The organism is Gemmatimonadales bacterium (genome assembly GCA_036265815.1).
Classification (GTDB): domain Bacteria; phylum Gemmatimonadota; class Gemmatimonadetes; order Gemmatimonadales; family GWC2-71-9; genus CAVVWJ01.
Genome location: DATAOI010000005.1, coordinates 36,224 through 50,814, shown reverse-complemented (window position 1 = coordinate 50,814; position 14,591 = coordinate 36,224). Strand labels below are relative to the sequence as shown.

The 14,591-nt window shown below is 68.2% G+C and carries 12 protein-coding genes; 10 read left to right on the top strand and 2 right to left on the bottom strand.

Annotation, left to right across the window (positions count from 1 at the left end):
* The first annotated feature begins 7 nt into the window (after nt 1-7).
* Both acs and VHR41_00765 read left to right on the top strand, forming a co-directional pair.
* Nucleotides 8-1,960 carry an acetate--CoA ligase gene (gene acs / locus VHR41_00770; GenBank protein ID HEX3232696.1) on the top strand — a complete coding sequence of 651 codons (1,953 nt, stop codon included), beginning with the start codon at nt 8-10 and terminating at the stop codon, nt 1,958-1,960.
* 28 nt (nt 1,961-1,988) lie between these two features.
* On the top strand, nt 1,989-2,318 hold the full coding sequence (locus VHR41_00765) for a polyhydroxyalkanoate synthesis regulator DNA-binding domain-containing protein (protein ID HEX3232695.1): 330 nt from the start codon (nt 1,989-1,991) through the stop codon (nt 2,316-2,318).
* Here VHR41_00765 and speA read toward each other — a convergent pair.
* Entirely contained in the window at nt 2,315-4,603 is a 2,289-nt protein-coding gene (gene speA, locus VHR41_00760; protein HEX3232694.1) for a biosynthetic arginine decarboxylase, read from the bottom strand. The two genes, VHR41_00765 and speA, sit on opposite strands and share 4 nt — an antisense overlap.
* On the opposite strand from speA, the gene VHR41_00755 reads away from it, so the two are divergent.
* Together VHR41_00755 and VHR41_00750 are read left to right on the top strand one after the other, a co-directional pair.
* Complete coding sequence (locus tag VHR41_00755; protein ID HEX3232693.1) at nt 4,505-5,176, top strand: hypothetical protein; 672 nt, start codon at nt 4,505-4,507, stop codon at nt 5,174-5,176. The two genes, speA and VHR41_00755, sit on opposite strands and share 99 nt — an antisense overlap.
* A gap of 71 nt (nt 5,177-5,247) precedes the next feature.
* Nucleotides 5,248-6,330, top strand: a complete 1,083-nt coding sequence (locus VHR41_00750) for a site-2 protease family protein (protein ID HEX3232692.1) — start codon at nt 5,248-5,250, stop codon at nt 6,328-6,330.
* 14 nt (nt 6,331-6,344) lie between these two features.
* Here the strand turns inward: VHR41_00750 and VHR41_00745 are convergent, their stop codons facing one another.
* The gene (locus tag VHR41_00745; GenBank protein HEX3232691.1) at nt 6,345-8,267 is read right to left on the bottom strand and encodes a M1 family metallopeptidase; all 1,923 of its coding nucleotides are present in this window, start codon (nt 8,265-8,267) and stop codon (nt 6,345-6,347) included.
* 135 nt (nt 8,268-8,402) lie between these two features.
* Here VHR41_00745 and VHR41_00740 point away from each other — a divergent pair, with 135 nt between their 5' ends.
* The 6 genes from VHR41_00740 (at nt 8,403) to VHR41_00715 (ending at nt 14,348) form a co-directional block, all read left to right on the top strand.
* Nucleotides 8,403-9,272: a hypothetical protein gene (locus VHR41_00740; GenBank protein HEX3232690.1), complete on the top strand. Its 870-nt coding sequence runs from the start codon at nt 8,403-8,405 to the stop codon at nt 9,270-9,272.
* Between the two features lie 167 nt (nt 9,273-9,439).
* Complete coding sequence (locus VHR41_00735; GenBank protein ID HEX3232689.1) at nt 9,440-10,834, top strand: TIGR01777 family oxidoreductase; 1,395 nt, start codon at nt 9,440-9,442, stop codon at nt 10,832-10,834.
* Nucleotides 10,835-10,843: 9 nt separating this feature from the next.
* Nucleotides 10,844-11,545: a 7-cyano-7-deazaguanine synthase QueC gene (gene queC / locus VHR41_00730; protein HEX3232688.1), complete on the top strand. Its 702-nt coding sequence runs from the start codon at nt 10,844-10,846 to the stop codon at nt 11,543-11,545.
* On the top strand, nt 11,542-12,177 hold the full coding sequence (queE, locus tag VHR41_00725; GenBank protein HEX3232687.1) for a 7-carboxy-7-deazaguanine synthase: 636 nt from the start codon (nt 11,542-11,544) through the stop codon (nt 12,175-12,177). The genes queC and queE overlap by 4 nt, the downstream gene beginning before the upstream one ends.
* 42 nt (nt 12,178-12,219) lie before the next feature.
* Entirely contained in the window at nt 12,220-12,837 is a 618-nt protein-coding gene (locus VHR41_00720) for an HD domain-containing protein (GenBank protein ID HEX3232686.1), read from the top strand.
* The gene (locus tag VHR41_00715; protein ID HEX3232685.1) at nt 12,834-14,348 is read left to right on the top strand and encodes a bifunctional metallophosphatase/5'-nucleotidase; all 1,515 of its coding nucleotides are present in this window, start codon (nt 12,834-12,836) and stop codon (nt 14,346-14,348) included. The genes VHR41_00720 and VHR41_00715 overlap by 4 nt, the downstream gene beginning before the upstream one ends.
* The last annotated feature ends 243 nt before the right edge of the window (nt 14,349-14,591 follow it).

The window sequence follows — 14,591 nt, the reverse complement described above, 5'->3', positions numbered from 1 at the left end:
GGTCCGGATGACCGACCAATTCGAGACCCTGCTCACCGAGAAACGGCGGTTCTCTGCGCCGGCGGAATTCGCCGCCAAGTCGGCGGCCACCACGGCCCTCTACGTCGCGGGGCAGGACTGGCAGGGCTTCTGGGAAATCCAGGCCGGATCCCTGGAGTGGATGACACCCTGGAACCGGGTGCTCGACTGGCAGCCCCCGCGCGCCCAGTGGTTTGCCGGCGGGAAGCTCAACGCGTCGGTCAACTGTCTGGACCGGCACCTGCGCGGCCCCCGGCGCCACAAGGCCGCCCTCATCTGGGAGGGCGAGCCGGGTGACCGGCGGACCCTGACGTACTGGCAGTTGGCGCGAGAGGTCGGGCGCTGCGCCAACGCCCTCAAGCGCCTCGGCGTCCAGCGAGGAGACCGGGTCGCGATCTATCTGCCCATGATTCCGGAGGCCGTCGTCGCCATGCTCGCGTGCGCCCGCATCGGCGCGGTGCACTCGGTGGTCTTCGGCGGATTCTCCTCGGAGGCACTTCGCGACCGGATCAACGACGCGGGGGCGGTGGTGCTGATCACCGCGGACGGAGGCTATCGCCGGGGCCAGGTCCAGATGCTCAAGCGCATGGCCGACGCGGCCATGGCCGCGACGCCGTCGATCAAGCACTGCGTGGTGGTGCGGCGGCGTAGTGAGGGTGAGGGCGACGAGACCTTCGCCGAGATGACCGAGGGGCGCGACCACTGGTGGCACCGCCTGCTCGAGCGGGAGTCGGGGGCCTGCGCCGCAGAGGTAATGGATGCCGAGGACATGTTGTTCATCCTGTACACCTCCGGCACCACAGGGAAGCCCAAGGGTATCGTGCACACCACAGGTGGCTATCTCACTCATGTGGCGTCCACCTCCAGGTACGTCTTCGATCTGGGCGACGAGGACGTCTTCTGGTGCACCGCCGACGTGGGCTGGGTCACCGGACATTCGTACGTCGTCTACGGCCCGCTGGCCAATGGGGCAACGGTCTTGATGTACGAAGGCGCGCCGGACTGGCCGGAGCGCGACCGGTTCTGGGCGCTGGTGGAGACCTACGGCGTCACCATCCTGTACACGGCACCGACGGCGATCCGCGCCTTCATGAAGTGGGGTACCCAGCACCCCGAGCGCCACGACCTGTCGACGCTGCGTCTCCTGGGCACCGTGGGCGAGCCGATCAACCCCGAGGCCTGGATCTGGTATCACGAGCAGATCGGGAAGGAACACTGCCCGATCGTCGACACCTGGTGGCAAACCGAGACCGGTGGCATCATGATCACGCCACTGCCCGCGGTCGTCACCACCAAGCCGGGGTCGGCGACGATTCCCTATCCCGGCATCGTCCCCGAGCTGGTGGACACCAAGGGCAATCCGCTGGAGGCCGGTGGGGGATTCCTCACCATCGCCCAGCCCTGGCCAGGCATGCTCCGCACCATCTACGGTGACGACGAGCGCTACCGGGAGATCTACTGGAGTCGTTTTCCCGGCCGCTACTTCACCGGCGATGGCGCCAAGTTGGACGAGGACGGCTACTGGTGGATTCTCGGCCGGGTCGACGACGTGCTCAACGTCGCGGGGCACCGGATCGGGACGATGGAGGTCGAGAGCGCGCTGGTCGATCACCCGGCGGTGGCCGAGGCGGCGGTGGTGGGCCGCGCCCATGAGCTCAAGGGGCAGGCAATCGCCGCGTTCGTGACACTCAGGGAAGGTCGCCAGGGTTCGAGCGAGCTCAAGGACGATCTCAAGGCACACGTGACCCAGAAGATCGGGGCGATCGCCAGGCCGGAGGACATCTTCTTCTCGGCCGACCTGCCCAAGACCCGGAGCGGCAAGATCATGCGGCGGCTGCTCAAGGACATCGCCGAGGGCCGCGCCCTGGGCGATACGACGACGCTGGCCGATCCGGCGGTGGTGACCCGACTGAAAGACATGTACGAGGCGCAGGAGGCGTAAGCCCCGCGCCCAGCTCAATAGCGGTGGTATGCAGGAAGAACGCGTTCTCAAGAAGTATCCCAACCGACGCCTGTACGACACCACGCTCAGCCGGTACGTCACCCAGGAAGACGTACGGCGCCTGGTGCTCGAGCGGATCGGCTTTCGGGTGATCGATGCCCGGAGCGGGGCGGATCTGACCCGCACCGTGCTCCTGCAGATCGTCACCGAGCGGGAGATGCAGGGGCCGCCGCTGCTCATGCCGGAAGCCCTGACGGAGCTCATCCGGCTGGGCGATCGGGGCGGGCACGAACAGGTGGCTGAGGAGCTGGGACGCTGCCTCGCGGACATCGCGGACCACGCGTCGGCGGCGCACTAGTCCACCGGCACGTCCCCTTCCAGGTAGGTATACCCCTCCAGTCCGGCCACGAAGTCGGCGATGAAGCCGTTGGCCTCCTGCCGGGAGAGGTCTTTCGCGTTGCTGACCTTGCGGCGGAACGTGGCGAGCAGGTCGGAGCCGTGGAACTGCACGTAGTTGAGGACCTCGGTCACGGTGTCTCCGTGCACCAGATCCGTCACCTCGTAGCCCTGGTCGGTGAGCCGGACGTGCACGGCATTGGTATCGCCGAAAAGGTTGTGCAGGTCGCCCAGGATCTCCTGGTAGGCCCCGGTGAGGAAGATGCCGAGAATGTAGGGCTCGCCCTCCTGGAAGGGATGCAGCTCCAATGAGGGCTTTCCTTTGCGGCCGCCGGCAAAGCGGTCGATCACGCCATCGGAATCGCAGGTCACGTCCTGGAGGGTGCCCCGCCGGGTGGGCTGCTCCAGCAGGCGGTGGATCGGCATGATGGGGAAGATCTGGTCGATCGCCCAGTTGTCGGGCAACGACTGAAACACCGAGAAGTTGCAGAAGTACCGGTCGACCAGCTCGCTCTCGATGTGGCCGGCGATCTCGGGATAGGCGCCCTTGTCCTCGCCCATCGCGCCCTGGAGCAGGTTCAGGGTGACCAGGTAGAGCTGATCAGCGTCGGCCTTGTCCCGGAGCGAGAAGACCCCGCTGGCGAAGTATTCCTGGGCCCGTTCCTTGGCGAAGACGGCGTCGTGGAACACCTCCTCGATCCGGTCCGCGGTGATCCCCTCCAGATTCTCCGTCATCTCGACCAACAGCGGGTGCGGCTCCTCCCGGAGCGGCGGCGCCACCGGCTCGACCTGCGACTCCACATCGATCACGTTGAGCAGCAGCAGCGAATGGTGGGCGGTGAGGGCCCGGCCCGACTCGGAGATGACGTGGGGCATGGGAATCTCCTCGGTGCGGCAGACGGATCCGATGGTGTAGATCACGTCGTTGGCGTACTCCCGCATCGAGTAGTTCATGCTCGCCGGACGGGTGGAGCGCGACCCGTCGTAGTCCACCCCCAGACCGCCACCGACGTCCACGTGGGTCAGATCGAAACCCATGCTCCGGAGCTCGGCATAGTACCGGCCGATCTCCTCCAGGCCCGCCTTCACGAAGCGGATATCGGTGATCTGGCTGCCGAGATGGAAGTGCACCAGCTTGAGGATGTCCTTCCGGCCGGCCCGGTCGAGCTGGTCCAGCAGCTTCATCAGCTCCACCGCCCCCAGCCCGAACTTGCTGCGCTCCCCTCCGCTCTTGGCCCAGCGGCCCGACCCTTCGGTGGCCAGCTTAATCCGGACCCCGGCGGTGGGCCGCACGTTCATCTCGTCTGCCACCTTGAGCAGGACCTCGAGCTCGCTCAGCTGCTCCAGCACCAGCATGACGGTGTGGCCCAGCTTCTGACCCATCAGGGCCAGACGCATGAACTCTTCATCCTTGTAGCCGTTGCAGACGATCAGGTGATTGGTGCTCTCGTTCAGCGCCAGGATGGCCTGCAGCTCGGGCTTGCTGCCGCACTCCAGCCCCACGCCGTGCGGGGCGCCGAACTCGACGATCTCCTGCACCACATGGCGCTGCTGGTTGACCTTGATGGGGTAGACGGTGGTGTACGTCCCGGTATACCCGAACTCGGCGATGGCGCTGCCGAACTCCGCCGCCAGCGCATGAATTCGGGACCGCAGGATGTCGGAGAAGCGGAGCAGCAGGGGCAGACCGACACCCTGGGCATTGAGGTCCATGGCCAGGGTATAGAGGTCGAGTCCGCGCTTCTTGTTGGCGGAATCGGGGTGGACCGTGACGTGCCCCTCCGGGTTGATCCGGAAGTACCCCAGGCCCCAGCCGCTCACGTTGTAGAGCTTCTCGGCGTCCTTGGCGGTCCAGATCGGCGGCGCGATAGTCGTGGCGATGGATCGGCTCCTTCTTGGGGGCGATGGGCAAATGTAATGAGGTCCGGAGGAGAATTCCTGGAGTGGCAGCCGCGCCACAATCGGGCGCGAATCCGACGAGTGCAGTCTTCGGCAGCGGGGTTTAACTGCTTGTCGTGGGGGGCATTGTACGGGCGCTGCAGGAGCTTGCGGGAGGGCCGGAGAGGGCACGAAGCTCGCGTTTCCGAGGGGCGTAGGCACTCGACGATCGGAAGTACAACGGCAGCTCGAAACCGACCAGGTGAGGCCATGTCCACTCCTACGTTGATGACCGCCCGCCGCTTCTCCGGCCCGCGGCGGCTTCGGGTTCAGATCCTCTTCGCGAAGGCTTTCGAGGCCCTCGCCCATACGTACCACTTGCAGGCGGCCGAGTTCGTACGCCGCCTGCGGGGCAGGCTGTCGGTGGAAGACGCGCTCGACCGCTACTTTCGCGAGGTCGGCGTGCCCGCGGCCATGGTCGAAACGGTGCGTGCCCGAGCATTCGTCGCGCTGGGCGCGACCCTGCAGGAAACCCGGGAGGGCGAGCCCGAGAGCCAGGGGGGCACCTCCTGGAGCCAGCTGCGCCCGGAGCTCCTCTTGGAGGCGCTGAAGCGGCGGGCGCACAACATGGATGCCCTGGACCTCGACTGCCGGATGGCGGCGTCGTTGTCGGACGAGGCCATCGCGGCGACTCACGTGACGATGGCGCTGGAGACGGTGGAGCTGCTGGCGGAGGAGCTGGCTCCGGACGATGCGATCATGCACTACGTCCGCTACTTCGACCTGCCTTCCCTGGAAGCGCAGATCGTCTTCCGCCGGACGCTGGCCCAGTGGGCCGAGCGGGAAGCCAGCTTCAAGATCGCCACCGCCATGGTCTGCTCGCCCGCCGCCCGGCTCGAGTTGCCCATGCGAATGGTCCCGGGGCTCCGCATGATCGGCTGAGCCCGACGGCAGGAGCCGCCCCGGGTATATCTTTCGAGATGCCCTGGGCGGGCGAGTGAGGAGGCGGAGCGATGAGATGGTCCTTCCGGATCGGACGGGTGGCGGGCACCGAGGTCAAGGTGCACGTCACCTTTCTGCTTCTACCGGCGTTCTGGGCATGGGTGGGATATCAGGAGAACGGAGCGCAGGGCGCGCTCATGAGCGTGCTGTTCATCCTGGCGCTGTTCCTCTGCGTGCTGCTCCACGAGTTCGGACACATCACCATGGCGCGGCGGCTCGGCGTCTTCACGCCGGATGTCATTCTCCTGCCCATCGGCGGCGTGGCGCGGCTGCAGCGGATGCCGGACCGGCCGAAGCACGAGTTCCTGATCGCGGCGGCGGGGCCGGCGGTCACCGTGCTGATCGCCGCGCTGCTCTACCTGTGGGCCGTGGTTCGCGGGCTCCGGCTGGACCTGCGCGACACGGACGTCGGCCAGCTCCCGTTCGTGAGCCAGCTCCTCCTGGCCAATGTGACCTTGCTGCTGTTCAACCTGCTACCGGCGTTCCCTCTGGACGGGGGCCGGCTGCTCCGCGCGATCCTGGCGAGCCGGATGGGACTGGTGCGCGGCACCCGGGTAGCCGCGGGCATCGGGCAGATGCTCGCGGTGGTGGGCGGCCTGCTGGCGCTCAACTATCATGCGCCGATCCTGCTGTTGATTGCCGTCTTCGTCTTTCTTGGCGCGGGCGCGGAGACCACCGCGGTCGAGACCCGGGCGGTGGCGGAGGGCATCCGGGTGGCAAACATGATGGTGACGGACTTCCGGACCATCCCGATTCACGCCTCGCTGGCGCATGCGGTCGACCTGCTGCTGGCCGGAGAGCAGCGGGAATTCCCGGTGGTCGACAACCTGGGCCGGACCGAAGGAATCCTCACCCGGGACAACCTGATCCGGGGTCTCAACCAGCACGGGCCGGCCTCGAGCGTGGCCCAGGCCATGACCCCGAACGCGCCGGTGGTCCCTCCGACGCTGCCGTTTCAGGAGGCGCTCGACCGGCTCCGGTCCAGCGGTCTCCCGGCGCTGCCGGTGGTGGACGCGAGCGGGGCGCTCGTCGGACTGCTCACCATGGACAACATCACCGACCTGCTGCTGGTGCGCGGGGCGCGGCGGGTGTGAGCTGGGCGAGCCGCTCAGCGCCTGACCGTGTTGTTCCTCCGATCCACGTCCGGCATCGCGTGCCGCGGATCGACCTCGACCGCCGTCACCCGTTTGCCGCCTCGAACCCGATAGGCAAAGGCCGGCCCCAGGTTCCACATCTCCACCGGCAGCCGCACCCGCTCCGTGGTGCCGTCGGCATAGGTGAGGTCCATCTCCAGCGGAAGCGTCATCGTGCCGCGGTTGCTGAGGAAGACCTTCTCGGTGCTGTCCGCCATCCCCACCGAATCGACCGCCTGATCCAGCCGCGCGGTGGTGAAGATCCAGTCCCGCCAGAAGTAGTCGAGGTCCATGCCCGAGTGATCCCGCATCAGTCGGAAGAAGTCCGCCGGCGTCGGATGCTTGAACGCCCAGGTGCGGAGATACTCCCGGAACGCCGGATCGAACCGCTGGTTGCCGAGCACCTCGTAGCGCAGCGTCTGCATCATGAGGGCGGGCTTCTGGTAACCCGTCCAGAACAAGTCGTGCACCTCGACGGGGCGCGTGATCAGCGGCTGCTCCTTTCCGGGAACGGCGTGATCCGGGTACAGGTGCAGTGGGTGCACCTCGATGCTGTCGCCGTACGGCGATCCCGCGAAATATTTGGCGGCGTTACCGAGGTCGATGAAGGTGTTGAAGCCTTCGTCCATCCAGGGATACAGGCGCTCGTTCGACCCCACGATCATCGGCGTCCACTGGTGTCCGAGCTCGTGAGCCAGCACCCATTGCCGCTCCTCCCGGCTGGGGCTCCGCGGATCGAAGGTGATCATGGGGTACTCCATCCCCTCGATCGGCCCTTCGATGCTGGTCATGTGGGGATAGGGATAGGGGTACCACTGCTCGCTGTAGTATTGCAGCCCCGAGCGGACGATCCGGTTGGCCTCCTCCCACTCGGGGGCGGAGGGCCGGTAGAGCGTATGGATCAGGATGCCGCGGTACCCGCTCGCGTCCCAGCGGAAATTCGGCGCCGCGCCGAAAGCGAAGTCCCGAACGCTGTCGGCGGTGAAGTGCCAGGTGAGCGAGCCGGCCGCGGCGGGCCGGGTCCGCTCGGGCCGGCCGGCTTCCTCCGCCGATATGATGGCGACCGGCTCCGCCGATCTGCGCGCCCGGATCAGCCGAGCCCGCTGCTTGGCGGTGAGCACCTGCTCCGGGTTCCGCAGGGTTCCGGTGGCGCCCACGATGTACGCTGCCGGCACGGTGAGCGCCACGTCGAAGCTGCCGTACTCCAGATAGAACTCGCCGGCGCCGATGTACGGCTCATGATTCCAGCCCCGCACGTCGTCGTACACAGCGACCCGGGGGTACCACTGCCCGATGACATAGTCCGAGCCGTCATGACCCATCCGGCCGGCCCCGTAGTCGGGCACGGTGAAGCGCCAGGTGATCTCCAGGTCGAGGAACGCTCCCGGGGCCAGCGCCCGCGGGAGGTCCACCCGCATCGTCGTCCCGTCGATCACGGGAGTGAGGTCGCGGGTCCCGAGACGCACATGCTCCAGCCTCAGGCCCCCGGCGAATCCCTTGCAGGAGAAGTCGAACGTCGAGCCGAGAAACACCAGTGGGGGCTGATCCAGCTGTTCGGTGACGCTGGTCGGTCCGCAGATGTTCTGCTCCAGGAAGAGCCACAGGTAGGGCAGCCGGTCCGGCGAGCGGTTCACGTAGTGAATCGTCTCGCGGCCGCGAATCTCCTGATGGTCGGGATCGAGGGTGGCATTGATCCGATAGTCCACCCGCTGCTGCCAGTAGGCCGAGCCGGGCCGGCCGGCTCCGTTGCGCAGGAGGTTCGGTGCCGGCAGCGCGAGCTGGCGAAACGGCGAGACGCTGTCGCTCGCGGTGGCCGGCGCCGCCCCGGGGCCCTGCGCGGCAGCCGGGGAGACCAGGGCAAGGACCAGGAGAGCGGTGACTGACGGGCGACCGGGCATGCGACCCCATAGGGCGGAGGATGGCGACCAACTTATCCGCTGAGCAACGGCCGGCAAGCCGCCCCCTGGAAAAACCTTGGCCGCCCGCGCATTCTATACCCGCCCACACTGCCTCTCTCAACAGGAGCATTCCCCATGCGTTGTAGGTCCCTGTGCGGGGGCGCGCTCGCCCTCGTGTGCCTCGGTGCCTGTCGCTCCGACCGCGCGCAGCCCCCGGCTGCCGCGGCCGCACCTGCCGCCCCGGAGAAGGCCGCTGCCAACTCCCCGAACGTCGTCACCTTCACCGCCACGGACTACAGCTACCAGGGGCCCAAGGAAGTCCCGGCCGGTCTGACGGTCTTCCACCTGAGCAACCAGGGCAAGGAGCTGCACCATCTGATCCTCGCGCGGCTGGACGGGGGCAAGACCTACGACAGTCTGCTCGCCGTGCTCAAGAAGCCGGGCATGCCGCCCGCCTGGGTGCATGTCGTCGGCGGGCCCAACGCCGCCGAGCCCGGGGGCGAATCGAATGCCACCCAGGACCTCACGGCGGGGCAGTACGCCATCCTCTGCTACATTCCCAGTGCCGATGGCATTCCGCACGTGGCCAAGGGCATGATCCGCAGTCTCGAGGTCACCCCGAGCACCAGTAGCGCCACGCCCGAGCAGGCCGACATCGTCGTCACGCTCAGGGATTACACCTTCGATCTCTCGACGCCGCTCACGCCCGGGAAACATGTGATCCGGGTGGAGAACGCCGGGCCGCAGTGGCACGAACTGGTGCTCGCCCGCTTCGCCGACGGAAAGTCGATGGCCGACCTGGCGGCCTGGGAGCAGGCGGGCGAGAAGGGCCCGCCGCCGGCGACCTTTCTGGGCGGCCTGTCCCCCATGGAGCAGAGCAGCAACGGGCAGTTCACGGTCGACCTGACGCCGGGCAACTACGTGTTGCTCTGCTTCCTGCCCGATGGTAAGGACGGCAAGCCACACCTCATGCACGGGATGGCCAAGCCGATCACGGTCGGCTGAGACTCCGGCGGCGACAGCCGGCAGGGCGCTCGATCGGAGGCCCGCGCGTTCGGCGCGGGCCTCTTTTCTTCGCCTGGAGGACGCGTTCGGCATACTTTACCAGAGCCGCGCGAGTCGCCCAGCGGGACCCGCATTCTGCCCCCACCCCCGGGAAGGCCGTCCCAACGATGCCAGCCACCACCGCCGTGGTCGAGCGAAGCACTGCCCTGCCGGTGTCGGCCGACGCGGCGTACGCCTGGCACGAGCGCCCCGGGGCGTTCGAGCGGTTGCTGCCTCCCTGGGAGCGCGTCTCGGTGGTCGAGCAGGTCGGCGGGTTGCGGGATGGCGCCAGCATGGTCCTTCGGGTGCGGAGCGGCCCGGTGTCGCTGCGTTGGGTATCCCGGCACCGCGATACCCTGCCCGGACGCCGGTTCGTCGACGAGCAGGTCCAGGGACCGTTCTCCCGCTGGATCCACTTTCACCGCTTCGACCCGGACGGTCCGGCGTCCAGCCGGATGACGGACCGCATCGAGTACGCCCCCCCGCTCGGCGCGGCCGGGGCCGCGGCGGCCCCGCTCATCCGGCCACGCCTGGAGCGGCTGCTCGCCTATCGGCACACGCTCCTGCGCGACGACCTGGAAGCCCACGCTCGTTTCGGCCCGACCACCCCGCTCCGGGTGGCCGTGACCGGCGCCAGCGGTCTCCTTGGCAGAGCCCTGGTCCCCTTCCTCACCACCGGCGGCCACGAAGTGCTGCGGATGGTGCGGCGGCGCGCCAGCGGTCTCAAGGAGATCTCCTGGCAGCTTCAGACCGGCCGGATCGAGCTGGAGAAGCTCGATGGGGTGGACGCGGTGGTGCACCTGGCGGGAGAGAACATCGGCGCGCGGTGGACCGCGGAGCGCAAGCGACGGATCCGGGAAAGCCGCGGCATCGGTACCCGGTTTCTCTGTGAGGCCCTAGCCCGGCTCCGCCGGCCCCCCAAAGTCCTGGTGACCGCCTCGGCGGTCGGGATCTACGGCACCCGCGGCGACGAGATCCTCACCGAAGCGAGCCCCATGCCGGACGCGCCGCCGGACTTTCTGGTGGAAGTCGGCCGGGAGTGGGAGGCCGCCACCGAGCCGGCGCGTGCCGCCGGCATCCGGGTAGTCATGCTCCGGTTCGGGGTGATGCTGAGCCCGGCCGGCGGCCTGCTGGCGAGGATTCTCCTTCCGTTTCGAGCCGGCCTGGGAGGGCCGCTCGGCAGCGGTCGGCAATGGCTGAGCTGGATCTCGATCGACGACGCCGTGGGCGCGCTGTACCACGCGATCATGACCGACGCGCTCCGCGGTCCGGTGAACGCCACCGCGCCCCAGCCGGTGACCAACGAGGAATTCACCGTTACGCTCGCCCGGGTGCTGGCGCGGCCGGGCGTCCTTCGGGTGCCCGCTCCCGCGTTGCGTCTACTCCTGGGCGAGATGGGGCAGGTGGCGGTGCTGGGGAGCGCCCGGGTTATTCCGGAGCGGCTGACCCAGGCGGGATACCGGTTCCGGCACCCCGCGCTGGAGGGCGCGCTGCGGTTCGTGCTGGGACGCGAGACGAGCTAAATTTGGGCCATGTCCCAGCCCAAGGCCGTCGTCCTGTTGAGCGGCGGAATCGACTCCACCACCACCGCCGGGCTGGCCCAGCGGCAGGGGTTCGACGTCCACGCGTTGAGCTTTCACTACGGCCAGCGGCACGCGGTGGAGCTGGACGCGGCGCGCCGGGTGGCCGCCCGGCTCGGTATCCGGCGGCACCTGGTGCTGGAGATCGACCTGCGCGCCTTCGGCGGCTCCGCCCTGACGGGCGACCTCGCGGTCCCCCTGGATACCCCGATGGACCAGATCGGCGCGCGCATCCCGGCGACCTATGTGCCGGCGCGGAACACGATCTTTCTCTCTTTCGCTCTCGGTTGGGCCGAAACCCTCGAGGCCCGCGACATCTTCATCGGCGCCAACGCCCTCGATTACAGCGGCTATCCCGATTGCCGGCCGGAGTACCTGGCCGCCTTCGAGCGGATGGCCAATCTGGCTACCCGCGCTGGGGTGGAGGGTGGTGCCAGACTCACCATTCACGCGCCGCTCATCAGCCTCTCGAAGCGCGAGATCATCACTCAGGGACGGGCGTTGGGAATCGACTACGGGCTCACCTCCAGCTGCTACGACCCGGGGTCCGAGGGGAGCGCCTGCGGCCGCTGCGAGGCGTGCCTCCTCCGGCTCAAAGGCTTCGAGGAGGCGGGAGTCATCGATCCCGTGGCCTACCTGGGCTCGGCGACGTGAGCTACGCGGTCAAGGAGATCTTCTACACTCTGCAGGGCGAGGGCACCAACACCGGCCGGCCGGCGGTCTTCTGCCGCTTCGCCGGCTGCAACCTGTGGACCGGCCGTGAGATCGACCGTGAGACCGCCACCTGCCGCTTCTGCGACACCGATTTCGTGGGAACCGACGGGCCGGGCGGCGGCCGGTTTCCCAGCGCCGACAAGCTCGCCGCCGCGGTGGAGGCGGCCTGGCCAACTTCGGAGCCGGCTCCCCGCTTCGTGGTCTGCACCGGTGGCGAGCCGCTGCTCCAGCTCGATGCACCCCTGCTCGCCGCCCTGCATGCCCGCGGGTTCGAAGTGGCCGTGGAGACCAACGGCACCCTGCCGCCGCCGCCGGGCATCGACTGGCTGTGCGTGAGCCCCAAGGCCGGGGCAGACCTGGTGGCCGTTCAGGGCGACGAGCTCAAGCTGGTCTTTCCTCAGGAAGGCGCCGAGCCCGAGCGGTTCGCGGCCCTCCAATTCCGGCACTTCTTCCTGCAGCCGATGGACGGTCCGGTCCGAGACGCCAATACAGCGGCGGCGGTGCGCTACTGTTTGAGCCACCCGCGCTGGCGACTCAGCCTTCAGACGCATAAGCTTCTCGGCATTCCCTGAGGCGGGTCTTCCGCCCCCCGACTTCCCGCCTCTACCGCGAGCATGCACGGCTACTCCGACCGCATCAATCACGCGTTTGCCTTCGCCGCGAAGTACCACGGCGCCGTTGCGCCCGTGGGGTCCGGCATGGACTATCTGGCGCACCCGGCCAATGTCGCCATCATCCTGGCCCGCTACGGCTGCGACCAGCTCACCATCGTCGCCGGCATCCTCCACCACGTGCTGGAAGAGACGCCACCCGAGAGCTGGCCGGTGCTGGAGCACAAGATCTCCGACAAGTTCGGGCCGGTGACGCTGGCGGTGGCCAAAGACGCGCTGGAGCCCAAGTTCAACCGCCGAGGCGGCGATCGTCCCTGGCAGTCGTGCAAACAGGAGTACCTGAGCCAGTTGGCCACCGCCGAACCTCGGGCGCTCGACATCATCATCGCGGACGAGATCCACACCTGCGGATCCACCATGACCGCCCTCCGGCGGCTCGGGGTGGAGTACCTCAAGACCGTCTCGCGCGCGGGCTCGGAACAGACGATCTGGTGGTATCGCTCGCTCCTGGAGGTGGTGGCCGGCCGGTCCGATTGGCCTCACCGCGACATGCTGGCGGAGCTACGGCTGATGAGCGCGGAAATGGTGCGAAGCCTGCGCGAAAGCGAGGACGAGCTGTGAGACGTTTGGCCCTGGCGGGCGCGCTCCTGGGTCTCGCGGCTTGTGGCGGCCGGGCGCGCGCACCCGAGCCGCTCAATCCCGTCCGCTTCCTCCTGATCAACGACGTGTACGTGGTGGACACCATGGCGGACGGCCGCGGCGGGCTCGCCAGGGTAGCCACGGTGCGCCACCGGCTGGCCGACCAGGGACCCGTCCTCTTCGTGCTGGCCGGCGACCTCCTCGCCCCCAGCCTGCTCAGCAAGTATTACGGCGGGCGCCAGATGGTCGAGGCGATGAACGCCGCCAAGCTGGACTACGCCACCTTCGGAAACCACGAATTCGATCTGCCGGTCGACACGCTGGAGGCCCGGATCGCGGCTTCCAAGTTCAAGTGGATCTCGAGTAACTGCGGCCGGGCCGACGGCACCCCATTTCCCCACGTGCTCCCCTGGGACACGGTGCGGGTCTCCGGGCACAAGGTGGGGTTGCTGGGCCTCACCCTCCAGGGCGCCTACCCGCGCCGAGTGCGCTGCACCGACCCGGACAGCGCGGCGCACCAAACCATCGAACGCCTGGTGGCGGATAGCGCGGAGCTCATCGTCGCCATCACCCATCAGACTGTCGGCGCCGATCGTGACCTGCTGGCCCGCGAGCTCCGGCTGGACCTGATCCTCGGCGGGCACGAACACGAGGCCCAGGATTCCGTCGTGTCCGGCCGCCACGTGGTCAAGGCCGACGCCAACGCGCGCACCGCGCAGTTCGTCACCTTGTGGGGCGGCAGGGAGAACTGGCGGGAGGCCGTCGGACTGGTCCCGATCGACTCCCGGCTTCCGGACGACACCGCGGTGGCGCGGGTGGTGGACGCCTGGGGGGACAGCCTGCGGGCGCATCTGGGGCCGGAGCGCATCGTCGGCCGCGCCGCCGTGCCGATCGACGCCCGGGATGCGGTGGGGCGGAAACAGGAGTCGGTGCTGGGAGATCTGGTCACCGACGCCATGCGGGTCGGGACTGGCGCCGACGTGGCGCTGATCAACGCCGGCACGCTACGACTGGACGACCTCATCCGGCCCGGACCGATCACCAGCTACCAGCTGGAGTCCATCTTCCTCTTCGCCGACGAGACTCGGGTGCTCGGCTTCCCCATCAGCGGGTCCCGGCTCCGAACAGTCCTGGAGCACGGGGTATCCGATAGCTCCCTCGGCAAGGGTGGATTCCTGCAGGTGTCCGGCGTGTCCTTTACCTATGATCCGGGGGCTCCATCGGGCCATCGGATCGCCGGTGACATCCGGCAAACCGGCGGCGGAGCGATCGGCGTAAACGACACACTCCGGGTGGCGCTCCCGGTCTATCCGGCCTGCGAGCACGGCGACGGCTACGACGTCCCCGAGGCGTCGGCGGCCTGCGCGGCGCGGCAATCCGCGCCCCGGGCGGCGGACCTGCTGATGCACTACGTGACCGATTCGCTGCACGGGGAGATTCAGACGCCGGCGGACGGCCGGATCGCCAGGAAGACAAACACAAATCCCGGCTGAGCCTGAGCTCGCCGGGACCGGCAGCCTTAGCAGATTTGATCACCCAGGCTGCAAAGCTGAAATCCCTGGGGCCCCGAAGGGCTATGTCCATCACTGTCTGGGGAGTAACCTACCTCCTTCAGCAGACAGAAACAAGCTGCCGTTACATAGTGTTACGTGGCGCTCCGTCGTGCCCAGTGTCTCTTGGCAGATCCCGCCGCGAGCTTGAGCCGCCGCCGCGCCGAGGGAGTTCCGTTCGTGTCG